The 2,486-nt window shown below is 63.4% G+C and carries 4 protein-coding genes; 1 reads left to right on the plus strand and 3 read right to left on the minus strand.

Translation table 11 applies throughout. The features are described 5' to 3' along the window. A partial coding sequence (locus EOA29_RS32960; RefSeq protein WP_189479067.1) for an asparaginase occupies positions 1-310 on the plus strand: 310 nt, incomplete at its 5' end. Positions 311-366: 56 nt separating this feature from the next. Here EOA29_RS32960 and EOA29_RS32965 read toward each other — a convergent pair. The 3 genes from EOA29_RS32965 to EOA29_RS32975 form a co-directional block, all read right to left on the minus strand. Further along, positions 367-852 carry a GNAT family N-acetyltransferase gene (locus tag EOA29_RS32965; protein WP_126095037.1) on the minus strand — a complete coding sequence of 162 codons (486 nt, stop codon included), beginning with the start codon at positions 850-852 and terminating at the stop codon, positions 367-369. Next, complete coding sequence (locus tag EOA29_RS32970; RefSeq protein WP_126095036.1) at positions 852-1,133, minus strand: DUF1778 domain-containing protein; 282 nt, start codon at positions 1,131-1,133, stop codon at positions 852-854. The genes EOA29_RS32965 and EOA29_RS32970 overlap by 1 nt, the downstream gene beginning before the upstream one ends. Positions 1,134-1,211: 78 nt before the next feature. Beyond that, on the minus strand, positions 1,212-2,486 hold a 1,275-nt coding region (locus EOA29_RS32975), incomplete at its 5' end, for a TIGR03808 family TAT-translocated repetitive protein (protein ID WP_127222176.1).

The raw sequence follows: 2,486 nt of genomic DNA on the forward strand, positions 1-2,486 counted from the left end.
GTTCCTGGTGGCCGGCACCGGCAAGGCGGATCTTGCGCTGATGCGGGCCGCCCCAGGCCGCATCTTCGTCAAGACCGGCGCCGAAGGCGTCTATTGCGCGGCACTTCCCGAATTCGGCCTCGGCATCGCTTTGAAATGCGATGACGGCGCCAGCCGGGGAGCCGAGGTGATGATCGCCTCGGTTCTGGCAAAGCTGCTGCGCGATGATGAGGCGCTGGTGGCGAAGCTCACCGAACTCGCCCATCCGGCTATCGAAAGCCGCGTCGGCGCCAAGGTCGGTTCGCTGCGGCCGACGGCGGCGCTCAGCTAGCGCGGACAATGCCACCCGCAATATGCTGTGGTGGCTCCCCGGGGTGAGCCAGGAAATTACCTCTTCTGAGCCATCTTCAGCGACAGCACCAAAGTCATCGGATTTTTCGGGGGAGCCTGGAAGCCATAGTGCTCATAAAACGCTTTGGCTCCATCCGATATGGCATGAACCAAGAGACCGCGAATGCCGAGGATGGCTGCCGCTTGACCGGTCCGCAGCACCGCGTCCTGCAACAGGGCGCCGCCCAGACCTTTTCCCTGCCAGCTTGCATCGACAGCCAAACGGCCAAGTACAGCCACGGGCACCGGATCGGGCATATTGCGCCGGATCGAACCGGGTGTACCCGCCAGGTCAAGTCCACCTGATGAAAGGCAATAATAACCGACAACACGTGTGGTTTCTGCAATCACATAGGTTCTGGACGCCCCGATGACTTGATTGGCGCGCGCCCGCCGTCGAAGCCATTGATCCAGGCTGTCGTTCCTGCTTTGGAAAAGGTCGAGTTCGTGACTATCGGCAAGAAGGGCTGGTGCCGATAGCATCAGTCCCGCCAAGGCTTCGGCGCATTCATCAGGCGGGCAAATCCCTCGCCGCTCGGAGGCCGATCGAGGATATCGAGATAATGCTGATAGCTTTCGGCATCGACCTTGACGAGCGTCTGGTCGAGCAGCGTGTCTTCGGCCGCACGGTAAGCGGCGTCGATCATGAAGTCGGAGCGAGTCTTCCCGCGTATCTTCGCGGCGCGGTCGATCAGGATGCGGACATCCTCACGGATGCGCAGATTGACGGGCTTGGCGTGGGTGTCCTGGTTTTTCGCGGCCATGGCAATGAATCCTTCCGTCATCAATATGGCATATTTGCATACACAATGTGTATCTAAATCTGAGATCGTGGCTGTAGCCTAGCTCACCTTGTTGCGCTCGACGGTCAGATGCGCGTAGCCCGTCTCGGCTGATCGGGCGAGGTCGCCCGTCACCGGATCGGCCCAGCGCTGGCCGATGATGGCGCCGTTCTGTGCGCCGTCGATGACGTTGTCCGAGATGACGGCGGTGCCGGAACCTTCGACCACGCTGACGACGATGCCTGTCCCGGCTTTGCGGATGATGTTTCCCGTCGCCACGACATTGCGCAGATACGGTCCCCAGCCGAGCTGCATGCCGTAGAGCGGTGCGTTCTCGACCACATTGCCCGAAACCGTGGTGTCGGCCTCGGCGCTGATGCCGACGCCGAAGCCGGGCGGGTCGGCGGTGTAGGGGCCGACCGTCGAGAGATTCCGCACGATGTTGTTCGAGCACACGGCCATGCGGCCGCCCTCGTTGAAGTTGACGATCGAGATGCCGTTGGCGGCGCCATCGACGAGATTGTTGCTGAGGATCGCGCCCTCGAAGGAGAATTCGGAATAGATCCCCGTCTCCCCCGAGCGCGAGCAGGTGTTGCCGGTGATCTGTAAATTGCTCGAGCTGTTGGCGCGGACCGCCGAGAAGGCGCAATCCGAGACGACGTTGCCGGAGATGATGACGTTGCCGGCGCGGAAGGCATTGATGCCGTTGCCGTTCTGGCCGGTGCCGCCGCTGCGCGCCCCGATGCGCTGCACGCGGTTGCCGCTGACGATGGTGCCGTCCTCCGCCTGTTGCCAGCGATGCACCAGTATGCCGCCATTGGCGCAGTCGGACACCGTATTGCCCGAAATCTCCAGGCCGCCGGCCTCGACCGAATAGATACCGGCGTCCGCCGCGCCGGAAATGTCGGAGCGGCCGATGCGGCCGGCGACATGTTCCAGCGCCAGCCCGTTCTTGCCGCTGCCGGTGACCTGGCAATTGTCGACGGCGAGATGCGCGACGCGGCGCAAATCCAGCAGCCCCTGTGCATAGTCGGCCAGCCAGCGGTTGCTGCCGTCGAAAACCAGCCCGCTGAGCTCGATATGTTCGGCCTGTTCGGCCATCATCAGGTGGCCGCTGCCGCCATAGACGATGCGGGTCGCGCCGGGCACGCCCGACAGCCGCACGCGCGCCGGCAGCTTCAGGTTGGAGACCAGATAGGTGCCGGGCGGCAGGAACACCGGCGCGTCGCGATCGCTGGCGTCAGTGAGCATCTTGGCGAAAGCCTTGCTCTGGTCATCCAGCGTGCCCGGCTGCACGCCGATCTCGACGGCATTGATCGAACCGCGCATTGCGGC

This window comes from Mesorhizobium sp. M1E.F.Ca.ET.063.01.1.1 (assembly GCF_003998155.1).
Taxonomy (GTDB): Bacteria; Pseudomonadota; Alphaproteobacteria; order Rhizobiales; family Rhizobiaceae; genus Mesorhizobium.